This is a genomic window from Hydrogenophaga sp. OTU3427 (genome assembly GCF_038440225.1).
Classification (GTDB): domain Bacteria; phylum Pseudomonadota; class Gammaproteobacteria; order Burkholderiales; family Burkholderiaceae_C; genus Hydrogenophaga.
The window spans coordinates 91,281-106,404 of record NZ_JASATI010000005.1 but is presented as its reverse complement, the minus strand read 5'-3'; the positions used below and the strand labels follow the sequence as shown (position 1 = coordinate 106,404).

General features: G+C 70.4%; 15 protein-coding genes. 7 read left to right on the top strand and 8 right to left on the bottom strand.

The features are described from left to right. Positions 1–34 precede the first annotated feature (34 nt). Positions 35–610, top strand: a complete 576-nt coding sequence (locus tag AAHB17_RS04810; protein WP_342129357.1) for a hypothetical protein — start codon at positions 35–37, stop codon at positions 608–610. Positions 611–733: 123 nt separating this feature from the next. On the opposite strand, the gene rlmD is transcribed toward AAHB17_RS04810, so the two are convergent. The 4 genes from rlmD to surE form a co-directional block, all read right to left on the bottom strand. After that, positions 734–2,209: a 23S rRNA (uracil(1939)-C(5))-methyltransferase RlmD gene (gene rlmD / locus AAHB17_RS04805; protein ID WP_342129356.1), complete on the bottom strand. Its 1,476-nt coding sequence runs from the start codon at positions 2,207–2,209 to the stop codon at positions 734–736. 47 nt (positions 2,210–2,256) lie between these two features. Next, positions 2,257–3,114 carry a peptidoglycan DD-metalloendopeptidase family protein gene (locus tag AAHB17_RS04800; protein ID WP_342129415.1) on the bottom strand — a complete coding sequence of 286 codons (858 nt, stop codon included), beginning with the start codon at positions 3,112–3,114 and terminating at the stop codon, positions 2,257–2,259. A 76-nt stretch (positions 3,115–3,190) separates the two neighbouring features. Then, on the bottom strand, positions 3,191–3,955 hold the full coding sequence (locus tag AAHB17_RS04795) for a protein-L-isoaspartate(D-aspartate) O-methyltransferase (RefSeq protein WP_342129355.1): 765 nt from the start codon (positions 3,953–3,955) through the stop codon (positions 3,191–3,193). Between the two features lies 1 nt (position 3,956). After that, on the bottom strand, positions 3,957–4,733 hold the full coding sequence (surE, locus tag AAHB17_RS04790) for a 5'/3'-nucleotidase SurE (protein WP_342129354.1): 777 nt from the start codon (positions 4,731–4,733) through the stop codon (positions 3,957–3,959). A 101-nt stretch (positions 4,734–4,834) separates the two neighbouring features. Between surE and AAHB17_RS04785 the strand changes: the two genes are divergently transcribed. Together AAHB17_RS04785 and AAHB17_RS04780 are read left to right on the top strand one after the other, a co-directional pair. Then, positions 4,835–5,821, top strand: coding sequence for an NADPH:quinone oxidoreductase family protein (locus AAHB17_RS04785; RefSeq protein WP_342129353.1), 987 nt, complete (start codon positions 4,835–4,837; stop codon positions 5,819–5,821). Positions 5,822–5,898: 77 nt separating this feature from the next. Next, positions 5,899–6,789, top strand: coding sequence for a dienelactone hydrolase family protein (locus AAHB17_RS04780; protein ID WP_342129352.1), 891 nt, complete (start codon positions 5,899–5,901; stop codon positions 6,787–6,789). 7 nt (positions 6,790–6,796) lie between these two features. On the opposite strand, the gene AAHB17_RS04775 is transcribed toward AAHB17_RS04780, so the two are convergent. Continuing rightward, the gene (locus AAHB17_RS04775) at positions 6,797–7,111 is read right to left on the bottom strand and encodes a 2Fe-2S iron-sulfur cluster-binding protein (protein WP_342129351.1); all 315 of its coding nucleotides are present in this window, start codon (positions 7,109–7,111) and stop codon (positions 6,797–6,799) included. Positions 7,112–7,265: 154 nt separating this feature from the next. Between AAHB17_RS04775 and gshA the strand changes: the two genes are divergently transcribed. Next, positions 7,266–8,813, top strand: a complete 1,548-nt coding sequence (gene gshA / locus AAHB17_RS04770; protein ID WP_342129350.1) for a glutamate--cysteine ligase — start codon at positions 7,266–7,268, stop codon at positions 8,811–8,813. Positions 8,814–8,830: 17 nt separating this feature from the next. Continuing rightward, positions 8,831–9,763 carry a ribosome biogenesis GTPase YlqF gene (gene ylqF, locus AAHB17_RS04765; RefSeq protein WP_342129349.1) on the top strand — a complete coding sequence of 311 codons (933 nt, stop codon included), beginning with the start codon at positions 8,831–8,833 and terminating at the stop codon, positions 9,761–9,763. Between the two features lies 1 nt (position 9,764). Here the strand turns inward: ylqF and AAHB17_RS04760 are convergent, their stop codons facing one another. Both AAHB17_RS04760 and AAHB17_RS04755 read right to left on the bottom strand, forming a co-directional pair. Continuing rightward, complete coding sequence (locus tag AAHB17_RS04760) at positions 9,765–10,721, bottom strand: formylglycine-generating enzyme family protein (RefSeq protein WP_342129414.1); 957 nt, start codon at positions 10,719–10,721, stop codon at positions 9,765–9,767. A gap of 84 nt (positions 10,722–10,805) precedes the next feature. Next, positions 10,806–11,849 (bottom strand): helix-turn-helix domain-containing protein, encoded by a 1,044-nt coding sequence (locus AAHB17_RS04755; protein ID WP_342129348.1) that lies wholly within the window; start codon positions 11,847–11,849, stop codon positions 10,806–10,808. 95 nt (positions 11,850–11,944) lie between these two features. Here AAHB17_RS04755 and AAHB17_RS04750 point away from each other — a divergent pair, with 95 nt between their 5' ends. Beyond that, entirely contained in the window at positions 11,945–13,294 is a 1,350-nt protein-coding gene (locus AAHB17_RS04750; protein WP_342129347.1) for an amidohydrolase, read from the top strand. 31 nt (positions 13,295–13,325) lie between these two features. After that, positions 13,326–13,739 (top strand): alternative ribosome rescue aminoacyl-tRNA hydrolase ArfB, encoded by a 414-nt coding sequence (gene arfB, locus AAHB17_RS04745; protein WP_342129346.1) that lies wholly within the window; start codon positions 13,326–13,328, stop codon positions 13,737–13,739. Between the two features lie 190 nt (positions 13,740–13,929). Here arfB and AAHB17_RS04740 read toward each other — a convergent pair whose 3' ends face one another. Next, the gene (locus tag AAHB17_RS04740) at positions 13,930–15,117 is read right to left on the bottom strand and encodes a M20 aminoacylase family protein (RefSeq protein WP_342129345.1); all 1,188 of its coding nucleotides are present in this window, start codon (positions 15,115–15,117) and stop codon (positions 13,930–13,932) included. Between the last annotated feature and the right edge of the window lie 7 nt (positions 15,118–15,124).

Genomic DNA, 15,124 nt, shown 5'->3' with positions numbered 1-15,124 from the left:
TCAAGTTGGCCCCCGGTCGGCCGACAATAGACCCATGAGGTCCGTCGTCTGCCGTCCCGCCTGCCCGCGCCATGTCCGCTGGTCCGCCCTGTCCGTGGCCCTGCTCCTGGGCGGTTGCGACCTGCTGGGCATCGAAACGGCCCCGCAGATCGCCGCGCAGAAAGAGGCAGAGGGCAAGGCCATCGGCAGCGCCTGCCGGCACGCCGAGCGCAGCATCGAGGAGTGCTACCAGAACAACACCAAGGCCGGCAAGGCCGCGGTGTTCACCGGCTGGCGCGAGATGGACGAGTACATGCGCGAGAACAAGGTCGCCGGCATGCCCCCCAAGCCCAAGCCGGCCATGATCGAAGAAACCGCCGACGGCGAACCGGTCGGCAAGGCCGGCACCAGCCACAGCGCCAGCGCCCCCGCCAAGGGTGGTCAGGCGCCGGGCTCGGCCGTGCGGCCCACGGCGGCCGGCGCACCGCCCATTCCGTCCATCAAGCCCATCCTGCCCGCCGCCAACGGTGGTGCGCCCAGCACCACCACCCCGCCACGTCCGGCCGGGGCCTCGGGCACGGGCACCGGCGGCACGCCGCAGCGCCCGGCAACCAACCAGCGCAGCGGCTGACACACGTCCGGCACACCACGACCATCGCATGAAGCCGGCCCGCCAGGGATGCCGCAGGGTCGGCTTTGCCGGACGGCTGGCATACCCTGGGGGGTGACGCCGAAGGCGGCGCGGGGGAGTGAATCAGTCCGCCCGCTCGAACACCGCCACGCTTTCCACGTGGGCCGTGTGCGGGAACATGTTGACCGCGCCCGCCGCCGTGCAGCGGTAGCCCGCCTGGTGCACCAGCAGGCCGGCGTCACGTGCCAGCGTGGCGGGGTTGCAGCTCACGTAGACGATGCGCCGGGGCGGCGTCCAGCCGTCGAGCGCCACCTCGGTGCCGGGCTCGGCCACGCCCAGCGACTGCTGGTGCAGGTCGGCCAGGGCCTTGGCCAGGGCAAAGGCGCCTTCGCGCGGGGGATCGACCAGCCATTTGTCGGCCGCGCCGTCCGCCACCAGCATGGCGGGCGTCATCTCGAACAGGTTGCGGGCCACGAAGCGCGTGGGCGCCCAGTGCTGCTTCGGCGAGGCGGCGCGGTTGCGCAGGGCGTTGTCGGTCGCGCGGGTCACCAGGGTGTCGCTGCCTTCGATGCCCAGCACCTCGCCGGCCTGGGTGGCCAGCGGCAGGGTGAAGTTGCCCAGACCGCAGAACCAGTCGATCACCCGCTCCTGCCGCTGCACATCCAGCAGGCGCAGCGCGCGGCCCACCAGCACGCGGTTGATGTGGGGATTGACCTGGGTGAAGTCGGTCGGCTTGAAGGGCATGACCACGTCGAACTCGGGCAAGGCGTAGGACAGCTGCCGGCCTTCGGGCACCGGGTCGAGCAGGTGCACCGTGTCCGGCCCCTTGGGCTGCAGCCACCACTGCAGGCCGTGTTCGGCGTGGCGGGTGGCGAAGTCGCGCAACTGCTGCAGATCACCATCGCTCAGCGGTTCCAGGTGGCGCAGCACCAGGGCCGTGGTGTGGTCGCCACAAGCCAGCTCGATCTGCGGGCAGGTGTCGCGCGCGGCCATGCCGCCGATCAGTTCGCGCAGGCGCGGCAGCATGGCGCTCACATGGGGCGGCAGCACGTGGCATTCGCCCATGTCGGCCACGTAGCGGCTCTTGCGCTCATGGAAACCCACCAGCACGGTGCCCTTTTTGGCCACGTGGCGCACCGACAGCCGGGCGCGCCAGCGGTAGCCCCAGGCCGGGCCTTCGATGGGGCGCAGCACTATCTCCGCCTTGACCTTGGCCAGGTGCCAGAGGTTGTCCTCCAGCACCCGCTGTTTGATGGCGACCTGGGCGCCCACGTGCAGGTGCTGCATCTTGCAGCCGCCGCAGGCGCCGGCGTGCAGGCCGAAGTGGGGGCAGCCCGGTGTCACGCGCTGCGACGAGGTGGTGTGCAAGGCCGTCAGCGTGGCCTGCTCCCAGTTGTTCTTCTTGCGGTGGGTGCTGGCGCTGACCAGCTCGCCGGGCAGCGCGCCTTCGACGAAGATGACCTTGCCATCGTCGCGGCGTGCCACGCCCTGGGCCTCGATGTCCAGGGCGTCGATGCGCAGCCAGCCGGCGGGCAGGCCGCTGGCGGCGGGCGCCGCGTCAAGAGGGGTTTCGGATTCGGAAAGGGGCAATTGACTCATGCCCCCGATTGTCTCAGGCCGGCGCCCCCTGCCGGCCTGGGCCTTGTTCAGCGCGCGGGCAGGTGCTTGAGCGGATCGACCGGCTTGCCCTGGCGGCGCACCTCGAAGTGCAGCTTCACGCGGTCGGCGTCGCTGCTGCCCATCTCGGCGATCTTCTGGCCCTGCTTGACGGCCTGGTCCTCGCGCACCAGCAGGTTCTGGTTGTGGGCGTAGGCCGTCAGGTAGGTGTTGTTGTGCTTGAGGATGATCAGGTTGCCGTAACCCCGCAGGCCGGCACCGGCGTAGACCACCCGGCCATCGGCCGCGGCCAGCACCGGGTCGCCCATCTTGCCGGCGATGTCCACACCCTTGTTCTTGACCTCGTCGAAGGTTTCGAGCACCCCGCCGGGCACGGGCCACACAAAGGCGACATCGTCGCCAGCGGGAATGGCCGCTGGCGCGGGCGCGGGCGGCGCCACAGGCGCCGGTACCGGCAAGGGGCGCGCGGCCACGGAGCTGGACGCCACCGGCGCGGCGGCCGGCTGCGACGGATCGGCGAGCGGTGGCACCACGCGCAGCACCTGCCCGACCTCGATCAGGTTGGGATTGGCAAGTGCGTTCCAGTTCTGGATGTCACGCCAGTTCTGGCCAGTCTCCAGGCCGATACGGATCAGCGTGTCGCCGGGGCGCACGGTGTAGTAGCCCGGTTTGCCAGCGTTTTCGGCGCCAGGCAGGGCCGGCGCGACCGGCCCCAGCGGCACCGGCGTGGCGGATGAACCGCTGCCATCGGAGGCCGAGGGCGTGCGGGCGGTGCTGCGGTCCACCACCGGCGCCTTCTGACCCAGCCGCTGCGTGGTGCAGCCGGCCAGCACCAGCGCGGCGGTCAGTACCAGCAGCGCACGCCCCGCGCCCGATCGCGGCGCCATGGCCCGCGGTTTCAAACCTGTTGTCATGGATATTCCTCACCTAGGCCGCGCAGCCCACGGGGCCACACGGCGGTCTTCAAACAACCCCGGATTTTAGAGGCACGAAGTGCACGGGCTCGAGCACCGTGTGTTGCAAACCGTTCGCGGTGCGGTCGATCACCACCAGGTGCTGGCGCCCCGGCGTCAGCGCGGCGGGCGCCACCAGCCGGCCACCGACCGCGAGCTGGTCGGTCCACGCAGTGGGAATGGCCTCGCCGCCGGCCGCCGCCAGGATGCCGGCATAGGGTGCGCCGGCCGCATAGCCGAGCATGCCGTCGCCGAGCAGCAGGTGCAGGTTGGGCAGGCGCAGCGGGCGCAGGTTCTCGCGCGCCTTGTCGTGCAGGCCCCTCAGGCGCTCGATGCTGTAGACCTCCTTGGCCAGCAGGCTCATCACCGCCGCCTGGTAGCCACAGCCGGTGCCCACCTCCAGCACCCGGCCCAGCGGCAGGCTCCGCCCATGGCACAGCAGCTCCAGCATGCGGGCGACCACGTTGGGCTTGGAGATGGTCTGCCCCAGGCCGATGGGCAGGCTGGTGTCCTCGTAGGCCTGGTTGACCAGGGCCGAGTCGACAAAACGGTGCCGCTCCACCGTGCCCATGGCCGCCAGCACCTCGGCGTGGGTGATGCCCTGGCCGCTGAGCTTGCGCACCATGGCCTGGCGCACGGCGTGGGAGTCCAGGCCCAGCCCGCTGCTGGCGGGCAGCGTTGGCTTCTGGGGTTGCCTGGCGCGGGCCGGCACGGGCGTTGGCGCGCCCGCGGGCAGGCGCGCAGGAAAGCCCGGGCGCGGCTTCGGTGCGTTCATGTCAGGGCTTGCGCGACAGCGCGGCGGCCGTCTGCGCCCAGTAGGGCAGGCGCTGGTGGTCGGTCAGGTCCACATGCAGCGGCGTGATGGTGGCGTAGCCCTGGGCCGTGGCATGGAAATCTGTGCCTTCAGCGTCGTCCTTGGCGGCACCCGCGCCACCTATCCAGTACATCGTTTCGCCGCGTGGGCTGGTCTGGGCAATCACCGGCTCGGCCGCATGACGCCGACCCAGGCGGGCGACCTTGAAACCCCTCATGTCCTGCGCTGGCACGCAAGGCATGTTGACATTGAGCAGCCACGGGTCGGCGTGTGCCGTGCCGCTCGGCGGCAGCGAGGCGATCAGGTGCTGCACCAGTTCACGGGCCTTGGCGGCGGCGGCGTCCAGGTGTTTCCAGCCTTTTTCGGTCTGGGAGAAAGCCACCGCCGGAATGCCGAACAGGTAGCCCTCCATGGCCGCGCCCACCGTGCCCGAATAAATCGTGTCGTCGCCCATGTTGGCGCCATTGTTGATGCCCGAGACCACCAGGTCGGGCTTGTACCCCAGCAGGCCAGTCAGCGCGATGTGCACACAGTCGGCCGGCGTGCCGTTGACATAGCGAAAGCCGTTCGCCGCCCGGTTCACGTAGAGCGGCGAATGCAGGGTCAGGGCGTTGGATTTGGCGCTGTTGTTGTGTTCGGGTGCCACCACCTCGACCTCGCCCAGGGTCTTGAGCGCGTCGAACAGGGCGACGATGCCCGGGGCCTGGTAGCCGTCGTCGTTGGACAGGAGGATTTTCATTTCTCGGGATTCTAGAGGTCACACCTGGGACAAGGCGCGCCGCCGTCGCAGAGCCCTCATGCCTATGATGGACCACTTCTGTGACACCGATGGAGAGACCCATGCACGCCTGGCTTTGCGAAACCCCCGTGGGCGTTGACGCCCTGAGCTGGAAGGAACTGCCCACGCCCGTGCCCAAGCCCGGCGAGGTGCTGATCGCCATCAAGGCGGCCAGCCTGAACTTCCCGGATCTGCTGATCGTGCAGAACAAGTACCAGTTCAAGCCGCCCCTGCCCTTCGTGCCGGGCTCGGAGTACGCGGGAGTGGTCGAGGCCGTGGGCGACGGCGTGACCCACCTGAAGCCGGGTCAGAACGTGGCCTGCCTCAGCGGCACGGGTGGCTTCGGCACCCACACGCTGGCGCCGGCGGCGCTGTGTTTTCCGCTGCCCGAGGGCTTTGGCCACGTGGACGCGGCGGCCTTCATCATGATCTACGCCACCTCCTACCACGCGCTGCTGGACCGCGCCGCGCTCAAGGCCGGCGAGACGGTGCTGATCCTGGGCGCCGCGGGCGGCGTGGGCACGGCGGCCATACAGATCGCCAAGGCGGTGGGCGCCCGGGTGATCGCCGCCGCCTCCAGCGACGAGAAATGTGCCCTGTGCCGGGCCGAGGGCGCCGACGAAACCCTCAACTACAGCGTGCACACGCCCTCGGGCAGCTTCCGCGACGAGATCAAGCGCCTGACCGGGGGCAAGGGCCCGGACGTGGTCTACGACCCGGTGGGCGGTGAGTTCGCCGAGCCGGCCTTCCGCTCCATCGCCTGGCGCGGGCGCTACCTGGTGGTGGGCTTCGCCAGCGGCCCCATCCCCAACCTGCCGCTCAACCTGGCCCTGCTCAAGGGCGCGTCCATCGTCGGCGTGTTCTGGGGCGACTACGCCAAGCGCGAGCCCCGGGCCAACGCCGCCGACATGGCCACCCTGGCGCAGTGGTACGCCCAGGGCAAGGTGAAACCGGTGATCGACCGCACCCTGCCCATGGCCGAGCTCAAGCAGGCCTATGCGGTGATGGGTTCGCGCTCCGTCAAGGGCAAACTGGTGATGGTCAACTGAAGACGGGGAATAACCCCCAATAGGCAGGCGGCCGCCAGGCGGGCTAAATTGACATTTCCATCACAAGGAGACCGCCGATGACCCGCCTGACCGCCTCCGACTTCGACCAGGAACTGCTCATTCTGTTTGACGCCTACGTGCACGGCGACATCGACCGCCGCACCTTTCTGGACCGCGCCCGCAAGTTCGCGGTGGGCGGGCTGACGGCGGCAGGCCTGCTGGCCTCGCTGAGCCCCAAGTTCGCCGAGGCGCAGGTGGTCAAGCCCGACGACGCCCGGCTGGCCACCAGCCACATCACTTACGCGTCGCCCAAGGGCCACGGCACGGTCAAGGGCTACCTGGCCCGGCCCGCCAACGCCGGCGGCAAACTGCCCGCCGTGCTGGTGGTGCACGAAAACCGGGGCCTGAACCCCCACATCGAAGACATCGCGCGCCGCCTGGCCCTCGACGGTTTCCTGGCCTTCGCGCCCGACATGCTGACCTCGCTGGGCGGCTACCCGGGCGACGAGGACAAGGCCCGCAACCTGTTCGCCCAGCTCGACCAGGCCAAGTGCCGCGAGGACTTCATCGCCGCCTGCGCTGCGCTCAAGGTGCGCCCCGAGAGCACCGGCAAGGTCGGCGTGGTCGGCTTCTGCTACGGCGGCGGCATCGCCCACATGCTGTCCACCCGCTTGCCCGACCTCACCGCCGCCGTGTCCTTCTACGGCAACCACCCACCGGTGGAGGACGCCGCCTGGGTCAAGTCGCCGCTGCTGATCCACTTCGCGGGCGTCGACGAGCGCATCAACGCCGCCTGGCCGGCCTATGAGAAGGAGCTCAAGGCCGCCCACGTGCGCTACACGGCCCACAGCTATCCGGGCACGCAGCACGGCTTCAACAACGACACCACGCCCCGTTTCGACGCCGCCGCCGCCCAACTGGCATGGGGCCGCACGCTGGACTTCTTCAAGACCCACCTGATGGGCTGATGCGCGGTCACGGCGGCAACAGGCTCACGTCCTCCAGGGGATGGGCCACGCAGGGCAGCACACAGCCCTCGGCCTTCTCCTCCGCGCTCAGCCCGGGCCATTCGACGCTGTAGCGCACCCGGCCCTGCCCCAGCCGGCCCAGGCAGGTGCGGCAGGTGCCGTTGCGGCAGGAGCGCGGCCATTCCACGCCTTGGGCCAGCGCCGCCTGCAACAGGGTCTGTCCAGGCAACACCGGCACCTGCACGGGAGCATCGCCGGGCCACAGCACCACCCGCAGCTGGTGGACGGCGTGGCTGGCGGGCAAGGGGGTGGGCAAGGACATGGACGGGCACAAAAGCACTACAGGACTGGCGCCATGTTAGCCAGCCCCGCGCCCCATGCCCGCACTTGACCGGGACGTTTGCGCCAGGGCTGGGCAGCCGGGGCGCCCACGTGGTATGTTCGTCGCCCTTTTCAGCGATTTTCCCTAGAACGACATGAACACCAGAGGCGGGATGGACAGCCCGGCCATGCTGCCGGCCGACAGGCTGCGCGGCATACGCCGCGGCATCGAGAAAGAGAGCCTGCGCGCGCTGCCCGGCGGCGGGCTGGCGCTCACGCCGCACCCGGCGGCCCTGGGCTCGGCCCTCACCCATCCGCACATCACCACCGACTACAGCGAATCGCAGCTGGAGCTGATCACCGGGGTGCACGCCGGGGTGAACGACTGCCTGGACGAACTGACCCAGGTCCACCAGTTCACCTACCGCGTCATGCGCGAACTGGGCCACGAGATGTTGTGGGTCTCCAGCATGCCCTGTGGCCTGCCCACCGACGAGACCATCCCGCTGGGGCGCTACGGCTCGTCCAACGTCGGCCGCGCCAAGAGCGTCTACCGCATGGGCCTGGGCCACCGCTACGGCCGGCGCATGCAGACCATCTCGGGCATCCACTACAACTGGTCGCTACCCGGCGTGGACAGCGACGGCTACTTCGCGCTGATCCGCAATTTCCGCCGCCACGCCTTTTTGCTGCTCTACCTCTTCGGTGCCTCGCCAGCGCTGTGCAAGACCTTCGTCGAAGGCCGCCAGCACGAGCTGCAGCCGCTGGGCGAAGGCAGCATGTACATGCCATATGGCACCTCGCTGCGCATGGGCCGCCTGGGCTACCAGAGCGATGCCCAGGCCACGCTGGCCGTGAGCTACAACGGGCTGGAAGGTTATGCCGCCTCGCTGCACGAGGCCCTGACCCGGCCCTACCCGGCCTACGAACAGGTGGGCATACGCAACCCCGGCGGCGACTACAACCAGCTTGCCACCACCCTGCTGCAGATCGAGAACGAGTTCTACGGCACCATCCGCCCCAAGCGGGTGATCTTCCCTGGCGAGCGGCCCCTGCATGCCCTGCGCGAGCGCGGCGTCGAGTACGTCGAGGTGCGACTGATGGACCTCGACCCCTTCGAGCCGGTGGGCATCAACGCCCAGACCCTGCGTTTTCTCGACGTTTTCCTGCTGCACTGTCTGCAAAGCGAGAGTCCGCCCGACACCCCGCGGGAGATCGACGACCTCAAGCACAACCAGCACCTGACCGCCGCTCGCGGGCGCGAGCCGGGCCTGACCCTGCGCCGCGATGGCGCCGAGGTCCCGCTGGTCGAATGGGGCGCGGCGCTGCTGGCCGAATGTGCGCCGATCGCCGCCGCCCTGGACGCCGCCCACGGCACCGAGGACTACAGCCGCGCCGTGTCAGACGCCCAGGGCAGCCTGACCGCCCCCGACACCCTGCCCTCGGCCCGCGTGCTACAGGCCATGCACGAGCGCCACGGCAACTCCTTCGTGTCCTTCGTGCGCGAGCGTTCGCGCCGGACACAGGACCACCTGCTGTCCCTGCCCTGGAGCGCCGAACAGCAGGCGAACTTCGACGCGATGGCGGCGGCCTCGGTCGAGGAACAGAAGCACATCGAGGCCAACGACAGCCTGCCTTTCGACATCTACCTGCAGCGCTACACCTCGCCCGAGCGGCTGGGCAAGCCGCGCGCGGTGGCCTGATTCCGGAAGGTACCGCCATGACCATCCAGTGGTTTCCGGGCCACATGCACCTCACGCGCAAGGCCATCACCGAGCGCCTGGACGACACCGATGTGGTGATCGAGCTGTTGGACGCCCGCCTGCCCGGCTCCAGCGCCAACCCGCTGCTGGCCTCGCTGATCGGTGCCAAGCCCACGCTCAAGGTGCTCAACAAGCAGGACCTGGCCGACCCCGAGCGCAACGCCCTCTGGCTGGCCCACTACAACGCCCAGCCTCGGACCCGCGCGGTGCTGCTCGACGCCAGCGAGATCGCGCCGGCGCAAAAGCTCATCCAGGCCTGCTTCGAGCTGGACCCCGGGCGCGGCGGCATGGTCAAGCCCATGCGGGTGCTGATCTGCGGCATCCCCAACGTGGGCAAGTCCACCCTGATCAACAGCCTGGTCAAAAAACGCGCCGCCCACACCGGCGACGAGGCCGGCATCACCCGGCGCGAGCAGCGCGTGGTGCTGGCCGACGACTTCTACCTGTACGACACGCCAGGCATGTTGTGGCCCCGCATCGGCGTGCCCGAAAGTGGCTACCGCCTCGCCGCCAGTGGCGCCGTGGGCCGCAACGCCTACGACGAGCAGGACGTGGCCATGGCCTTGCTGGGCTACCTGCGCGGGCACTACGCCGCCGGTTTGCTGGCCCGCTACAAGCTGCCCAGTCTGGACGTGGGCAACGACGAGGCGCTGCTGAGCGCCATCGGCAGCCGGCGCGGCTGCCTGCAGGGCAAGGGCCGGGTCGACCTGCAAAAGGCCGCCGAGATCGTGCTGACCGAATACCGCGGCGGCCTGCTGGGCCGCGCCACGCTGGAAACGCCGGACGAGTTCCTGGGCTGGGTGGCCGTGGCACAGGCGGCAGAGGCCCAGCGCGCGGCCGAGAAAGCCGCCAAGGAAGCGGCACGCAAGGGCCGTTTCAAGGCACCGTGACTCACTCGGATTCCAGCAGCAGGCGCATGCCCACCAGGGTGTAGCGGGTGCCGGGCGCGTTCCAGTTGCGGTAGCCGCAGCGCGCGTACAGGCCCCAGCTGTGCCACGAACCGCCGCGTCGCACGCGCACATCGCCGGTGTCGGGCCCGCGCGGATCGTTCACCGGCGAGCGGGCGTAGTAATCGTCCTCGTGCCAGTCGGACACCCATTCCCAGGCGTTGCCCAGCATGTCGTGCAGGCCCCAGGCGTTGGGCGCGAATCGGCCCACCGGCGCCGTGAAGGCATAGCCATCGCTGCCGCGCAGGGCAAAGCTGGACCAGCGCGACCAGTTCACGGCCGAGTCGGCGTCGAAGGTGTTGGCGATCTCGGTCAGGCGCTGCGGGTCGTTGCCGTTGGGGTAGCGGCTGTCGGTGCCGGCGCGGCAGGCGTATTCCCATTCGGCCTCGGTGGGCAGGCGGTAGCGCCGTCCCTCCTGGCGGCTGAGCCATTCGGCCATGGCCACGGCGTCGAACCAGGTGACGTTGAGCACCGGGTGGTCGTCGGTCTGGGCAAAGCCGGGGTTGGCCCAGGAATAGCGCGGGAGCCGGCCTTCAAAGGCATCGCCCCGCGCCGAGGTGGCCGGGTCGTAGGCCGGGTTGTAGCCGTAGCCACCCGTGCCGTCGCGCACCGACTCGGGCACGTGGCCGGAGCGCGCCAGAAAGCGTCTGAACTGGCCCACCGTCACCTCGTGCTGGCCCAGGTAGAACGCACGCGTGATGCGCACCGTGTGCACCGGCGCCTCGTCGAACAGCTGGGCAAAACGGTCGGGGGGGTACTGCGGGAAGTCGGCCGCCCAGCGCTCGGCCGGCTCCTGGTGGCCCATCCGGAAGCTGCCTGCCGGCACGCGCACGAAACGCATGCCCAGGCTGTTCTCCAGCACGGGCGGCGTTTCGGCCCGTGCCGGGGCCGGCAGCACCATCGGCACCAGGGCCCACCAGCCCAACCAGCACGCAGCGGAAATCGGGGTCCATGTCATGGGATGTCTCCGGCAACAGCGGCCCCATCATGCCTCAGGCGGCCAGTCCACGCGCCAGCGCTGGCGCGGCGCCCGCAGGCTGTGGCGCTGGCGGTAGACCGTGGGCGTGAGGCCGGTGTGGCGCGCGAAGATGCGCCGGAAGGCGGCCGGGTCGGCGTAGCCGCAGGCCTGGGCGATGCTGGGCACACTCTCCAGCGTGATCTCCAGCATGACCCGCGCGCGGGCGCAGCGCAGCAGGTGCAGGTGGTCCAGCGGCGAATGCCCCAGCGCCTGCCGGAAATGCCGCAACAGGGTGCGCGGGCTGACCGCGGCCGCCGCGGCCACCTGCTCCAACGCGTAGGGCTGCTCCAGGCGGGCCTCAAGGTGTGCGATGGCCCGTGCCAGGCAGCTGTCGCGGGTTGTGGGAATCTGCTGCGCCTGCAGCGCCCCCAGCGCCGTGCGCTCGCGCACCGGATCGGGCAGCAGGGCCAGGGCCAGCGCGTCGGCGGGCTCGGACCCCAGGCCATGGCGCAGCAACGCGATCGCCAGCGGGCCAATGTCCTGCGACAGGCCGGCGCTGAGCCAGGGGCCGTCCTGGCACACGGCCTCGCCCGCCGCCACCGTGATGCCCGGGAAGTCGTGGCCAAAACCCGCGATGCAGTACCAGGGCAGGGCCACGCGCCGACCGCCCAGGCGCTGGCTGTGGGCGGCCAGCCAGGCGGCGTTGCCCAGGGTCACGATCTGCTGCCCCTGGTCGACGGCCACCCCGATGCGGCGCGACAACCCGGCGTGCGCCTGCGCCGCCTGCCGGAGGCTGGGGATGTCGGGACAGTGCAACGGCGCGATGAACACGGCCGTGGCGGGTCCGTCGAACGCGCCCTCGCGCAGGCAGGCGGCCAGCGGGCCGGTTTCGGTGCGCAGCGGGCGGCCCTGGGCATCGAGGCAGCGCCAGCCGATGCGGGGTGCCGCCGCGCCCTGGCGCAGGCGGGCCACCAGCTGGGCTGCACGCAGCAGCTCCACCAGGTGCAGGGCATAGCCCAGGGCCGTCTCGGGCAAGACCGGGATGTCCAGGCTCAGGGCGGGGGCAGTCATGGCGATATTGGCTCGTGTGATGGCCATTTTGCCTCCCTTTACCCTGAGGTGGCGCTTTTAGCATGGCAGCTCCATCCACTGCCTCACCCCCTGCCATGCGCCCTGCCCTGTCCCGACTCTCCCTGGCCGCCACCCTTGCCCTGGGTACCGCTGCCGCACTGTTGTCCGCCCCCGCCCGTGCCCAGGCGTTGGACGCCGCCGGCCTCCAGGCCATCGACACCGCGATCCAGGGCGTGGCAGCCAAGATGGTGCGGTGGCGCCGCGACATCCATCAGCACCCGGAACTGTCGGGGCAGGAGGTGCGCACCGCCGCGCTGGTGGCCCAGCACCTGCGCCAGCTGGGCATGGAGGTCCAGACCGGCGTCGGCGGCACCGGCGTGGTGGGCACGCTGCGCGGCGGCCGCCCCGGCAAGGTGGTGGCGCTGCGCGCCGACATGGACGCCCTGCCCATGCCCGAGAACACCGGCCTGCCCTTCGCCTCGCAGGCCAAGGCCAGCTACCTGGGCAAGGACGTGCCCGTCACCCACGCCTGCGGGCACGACGCCCACGTGGCCATGCTCATGGGCGCGGCCGAGGCGCTGGCAGGCATGAAGGCCGCGCTGCCGGGCACCGTCAAGTTCATCTTCCAGCCGGCCGAGGAAGGCGCGCCAGTGGAGCCCGACGCCAGCGGCAAGGTGCCCAGCTTCGGCGCCAAGGCCATGGTCGAGGCCGGCGTGCTGAAGGACGTCCAGGCCATCTACGGTCTGCACATTTCGTCCAACCTGCCCTCGGGCGTGGCGGGCTACCGCAGCGGCCCGCTGATGGCGGGCTCGGACAACATCCACATCCACGTGGAGGGCCGGGGTGGCCATGGCTCCTCGCCCTGGGCCGCGGTCGACCCCATCGTCGCCGCCAGCCAGGTGGTGCTGGGCCTGCAGACGGTGGTGAGCCGCCAGCTCAACATCAGCCAGGAGCCGGCCGTCATCACCATCGGCCAGATCCAGGGCGGCACGCGCTACAACATCATCCCGGACTTCGTCGAGATGATGGGCACCCTGCGCACCTTCGACGAGGGCATGCGCCAGGACGCGCTCAAGCGCATCACCACCACGGCCGAGGCCATCGCGGCGTCCAGCGGTGCCAAGGCCCGGGTCCGCTTCGGCCCGGTGGCCTACCCGGTGACGACCAACCCGGCCGCGCTGACCGAGGCCTCGCTGCCGGCGCTGAAGCTGGCCATGGGCGGCAAGGCCGCGGTGATCCCCAAGGTCAGCGGCTCGGAGGACTTCTCCGAATTCCAGAAGGTGGTGCCGGGCTTCTTCTACTTCCTGGGTGCGCCGCCCAAGGGCAAGGATTACCGGACCGCGCCGCCCAACCATTCGCCGCTGTTCGACATCGACGAGGACCAATTGCCGGTGGGCGCGCGCAGCCTGGCCGCGCTGGCGGTGGATTTCCTGCAGCGCCCCTGATCGCAGCGCGGCATGTGCCTATGATCGGGCCATGCCCGACCCCCTGATCCCGCTGCGGGAAGACGAGATCACCTTCACCGCCATCCGCGCCCAGGGCGCGGGCGGGCAGAACGTGAACAAGGTGTCGAGCGCGGTACACCTGCGCTACGACATCCATGCCTCGTCCCTGCCCGACGAGGTGAAGGCGCGCCTGCTGGGTCTGCGCGACCAGCGCATCACCGACGAGGGCGTGGTGGTGATCAAGGCCCAGACCCAGCGCAGCCAGGAACAGAACCGGGCGGACGCCATCGCCCGGCTGCAGGCCCTGGTGGACAGCGTGGCCAAGGCCGCCACGCCGCGCAAGCCCACCCGCCCCACACGTGCCTCGCAGCGCCGGCGCCTGCAGGGCAAGGCCGCGCGCAGCGAGGTCAAGCAGTTGCGCGGGCGGGTCGCGGGCAACGATTGAAGGCGCCTCGGTGCGGGGGCGTGCCGGACTTCTTCACCAGCGCGGCCAGGTCGACCGGTAGAACATCTCGAAGCCGGACACACCGGCGTGGGCCCGCTGTGGACGCTGGTAGGCCGGCACCTCTCGGGCACCCTGTTCTTTTGTGGGCGAAATCGCCCAGAAGTACCCGGGCTGGACGGTCTGACGAAACTCAGCGCTTGGTGAGGTAGGCCGCCACCAGGGCCCGCCAGAACGCGGCGCCCGGCGCGATGATGTCGTCGTTGAAGTCGTAGCCCGGGTTGTGCACGTTGCAGGCCCCCGGCGTGCCCGGTCCGCCGTTGCCGACGAACAGGTAGCAGCCCGGCACCCGCTGCAGCATGAAGGCGAAGTCCTCGCTGGCGGTGAAGGCCGGGCCCGAGGGATCGACCCGTTGCGCTCCGAACAGCTGCGTCGCCACCGCCGTCGCCAGGGCGGTCTCCTCGGGCGTGTTGACCAGCACGGCGTAACCGTCGCGCCAGTCGATGTCGGCCGACACGCCGTAGCTCGCCGCCTGCAGCTGGACCAACTCACAAATGCGCGTCTTGAGCAAGGCCCGCACCTCGGTGTCGAGCGCGCGCACGCTGAGTTCCAGCCGGGCCTGCTCGGGGATGACGTTGTTGGCCTGGCCCGCGTGGAGCGCCCCCACCGTCACGACCGCGGACCGCAGCGGATCGACGTTGCGCGCCACGATGGTCTGCAGCGCCATGACGATGGATGCGGCGGCCACCACCGTGTCGACCGCCTCGTGGGGCAAGGCTCCATGGCCGCCACGCCCGGTCAGGGTGATGGTGACGTTGTCGCTGGACGCCATCGTGGGGCCGGTCCGGAAAACGAAGCGCCCGGCCTCGATGCCGGGCATGTTGTGCAGGGCAAAGACGGCGTCGCAGGGAAAACGCTCGAACAGGCCGTCGGCCATCATCTGCACCGCGCCGCCGGCGCCCTCCTCCGCCGGCTGGAAGATCAGGTGCAGCACGCCGTCGAAGTCCAGGTCCTCGGCCACCAGCCGGGCCGCCGCCAGCAGCGTGGCGGTGTGGCCGTCGTGGCCGCAGCCGTGCATCAGGCCAGGCGTCTGGCTTTTCCACGCCTGCGAGCCGGTTTCCAGGATGGGCAAGGCGTCCATGTCGGCGCGTATGCCCAGGGCGCGCTGGCCGTGGCCACGGCGCAGGCTGCCCACCACGCCGGTGCGGCCCAGGCCGGTGGTGACCTCGTAGCCCCACTCGCGCAGCTTGTGCGCCACCAGGGCCGCCGTGCGGTGTTCCTCGAAGGCCAGTTCGGGGTGGGCGTGGATGTCGCGGCGGATCTGGATGAACTCGCCCACGCGCTGCGCCAGCGAATGCCCGAGGTAGGCGGCGTCGATCATGGTCTGC

Excerpts from the sequence above, each read along its gene's own strand:
- AAHB17_RS04755 (WP_342129348.1), bottom strand. The coding sequence starts at position 11,849 with ATGACTGCCCCCGCCCTGAGCCTGGACATCCCGGTCTTGCCCGAGACG.
- arfB (WP_342129346.1), top strand. The coding sequence starts at position 13,326 with ATGCCCGACCCCCTGATCCCGCTGCGGGAAGACGAGATCACCTTCACC.
- gshA (WP_342129350.1), top strand. The coding sequence starts at position 7,266 with ATGAACACCAGAGGCGGGATGGACAGCCCGGCCATGCTGCCGGCCGAC.
- AAHB17_RS04780 (WP_342129352.1), top strand. The coding sequence starts at position 5,899 with ATGACCCGCCTGACCGCCTCCGACTTCGACCAGGAACTGCTCATTCTG.
- rlmD (WP_342129356.1), bottom strand. The coding sequence starts at position 2,209 with ATGAGTCAATTGCCCCTTTCCGAATCCGAAACCCCTCTTGACGCGGCG.
- AAHB17_RS04760 (WP_342129414.1), bottom strand. The coding sequence starts at position 10,721 with ATGGTGCTGCCGGCCCCGGCACGGGCCGAAACGCCGCCCGTGCTGGAG.
- AAHB17_RS04795 (WP_342129355.1), bottom strand. The coding sequence starts at position 3,955 with ATGAACGCACCGAAGCCGCGCCCGGGCTTTCCTGCGCGCCTGCCCGCG.
- AAHB17_RS04750 (WP_342129347.1), top strand. The coding sequence starts at position 11,945 with ATGCGCCCTGCCCTGTCCCGACTCTCCCTGGCCGCCACCCTTGCCCTG.
- AAHB17_RS04785 (WP_342129353.1), top strand. The coding sequence starts at position 4,835 with ATGCACGCCTGGCTTTGCGAAACCCCCGTGGGCGTTGACGCCCTGAGC.
- ylqF (WP_342129349.1), top strand. The coding sequence starts at position 8,831 with ATGACCATCCAGTGGTTTCCGGGCCACATGCACCTCACGCGCAAGGCC.
- AAHB17_RS04810 (WP_342129357.1), top strand. The coding sequence starts at position 35 with ATGAGGTCCGTCGTCTGCCGTCCCGCCTGCCCGCGCCATGTCCGCTGG.
- AAHB17_RS04740 (WP_342129345.1), bottom strand. The coding sequence starts at position 15,117 with ATGATCGACGCCGCCTACCTCGGGCATTCGCTGGCGCAGCGCGTGGGC.
- AAHB17_RS04775 (WP_342129351.1), bottom strand. The coding sequence starts at position 7,111 with ATGTCCTTGCCCACCCCCTTGCCCGCCAGCCACGCCGTCCACCAGCTG.
- surE (WP_342129354.1), bottom strand. The coding sequence starts at position 4,733 with ATGAAAATCCTCCTGTCCAACGACGACGGCTACCAGGCCCCGGGCATC.
- AAHB17_RS04800 (WP_342129415.1), bottom strand. The coding sequence starts at position 3,114 with ATGGCGCCGCGATCGGGCGCGGGGCGTGCGCTGCTGGTACTGACCGCC.